Source organism: Phenylobacterium sp., assembly GCF_036723115.1.
Classification (GTDB): domain Bacteria; phylum Pseudomonadota; class Alphaproteobacteria; order Caulobacterales; family Caulobacteraceae; genus Phenylobacterium.
In genome coordinates, this window is record NZ_DAIMHV010000218.1 from 1,255 (window position 1) to 2,869 (window position 1,615).

1 protein-coding gene is annotated in these 1,615 nt (G+C 71.9%); it reads right to left on the reverse strand.

Annotated features, from left to right (window positions below):
* Positions 1 to 34: 34 nt before the first annotated feature.
* Positions 35 to 1,408 carry an L-serine ammonia-lyase gene (locus V7D28_RS14655; RefSeq protein WP_333588123.1) on the reverse strand — a complete coding sequence of 458 codons (1,374 nt, stop codon included), beginning with the start codon at positions 1,406 to 1,408 and terminating at the stop codon, positions 35 to 37.
* Positions 1,409 to 1,615: the final 207 nt, after the last annotated feature.

A 1,615-nucleotide genomic window follows, 5' to 3' on the forward strand; every position in this document is an offset into this window, starting at 1 on the left:
CGCCTGACGTCTGCGGGCGGGCTTGGCGGCCCGCTCAGCACTCCACCACATTGACGGCCAGGCCGCCGAGCGAGGTCTCCTTGTAGATCTCGTTCATGTCCTCGCCCGTACGCTTCATGGTGGCGATGACCTTGTCCAGGCTGACCGAATGCTGGCCGTCCCCCAGCAGGGCCAGACGCGAGGCGTCGATGGCTTTCACCGCCCCCATGGCGTTGCGCTCGATGCAGGGCACCTGGACCAGGCCGCCGATGGGGTCGCAGGTGAGGCCGAGGTTGTGCTCCATGGCGATCTCCGCGGCATTCTCGATCTGAGCGTTGGTGCCGCCCAGCGCCGCGGTCAGCCCGGCCGCGGCCATGGAGCAGGCCACCCCCACCTCGCCCTGGCAGCCCACCTCCGCCCCGGAGATGGAGGCGTTGCGCTTATAGAGCGCCCCGATGGCCGCCGCCGTCAGCAGGAAGGTCCGCCGCCCCTCGGCCCCGCCCCGGTGGAAGCGGTCATAGAAGCGCAGCACCGCCGGCAGCAGCCCCGCCGCCCCGTTGGTGGGCGCGGTCACCACCCGCCCGCCCGAGGCGTTCTCCTCGTTCACCGACAGGGCCCAGAGATTGACCCAGTCCAGCGCCGCCAGGGGATCGCCGATATTGCGCTCCATCCGGCGGGTCAGTTCGTTGAAGTGCTGGCGGGCGCGGCGGCGCACCTTCAGGCCCCCGGGCAGGCAGCCCTCCTGGCGCAGGCCCCGCTCGATACAGGCCTCCATGGCCTCGAAGATGGCGTCCAGGCCGGCGCTGACCTCTTCGGCGGGCCGGCGGGCCACCTCGTTGCGCCACATGAGCTCGGCGATGGTCAGGCCGTCCCGCTCGGCCATGGCCAGCAGTTCCTCGGCCGAGGCGAAGTCATAGGGGATGGGGGTCTCCGGTCCCGCCGGCGCGCCAAAGGCCTCGGCCGTGACGATGAAGCCGCCGCCCACCGAGAAAAAGACCTGTTCGGCCAGGACCTCGCCCTCGCCGTCGCGGGCGGTGAACTTCAGGCCGTTGGGATGCTGCGGCAGGCGGGTGCGTCCCTCCCACAGAATGTCCCGGGCCGCGTCATAGGCCACCTCAGGGCCCTCGCCCCCCAGGGCCAGCCGCCCCTCCTGCGCGATGCGGGCGAGCGCGGCCTCGGCGGCGTCAGGATCGATGGTGGCCGGCCGAAAACCCGCCAGCCCCAGGATCACCGCCCGGTCGGTGGCGTGCCCCCGGCCGGTCATGGCCAGGGAGGCGTAGAGGTGCGTCTCCACCCGCGCGGTGCGGGCCAGCAGGCCCTGGTCCGCCAGCTGGTCCAGAAAGGCGCCGGCCGCGCTCATCGGCCCCATGGTGTGGGAGCTGGAAGGCCCGACCCCGAGCTTGAAGAGGTCGAAGACGCCGGCGGTCATGAATGCATCCTTAGGCGGGGGAAACCGTGGCCGGCGACCATATCGGCTCGCCTGCGCCTGACCAGAGGCCAGTGATCGGTCGCCGATCGGCGCCGCTTATCTGCCCGGCCCGTGGGAGACGGCGCCCGAATTCGGGCGGCGGGAAGCCGCGGCAGGTTCAGCTGGGGCTTTGACAGGCCCGCCCGCACCCCTCAGGCTCCCTCTCCC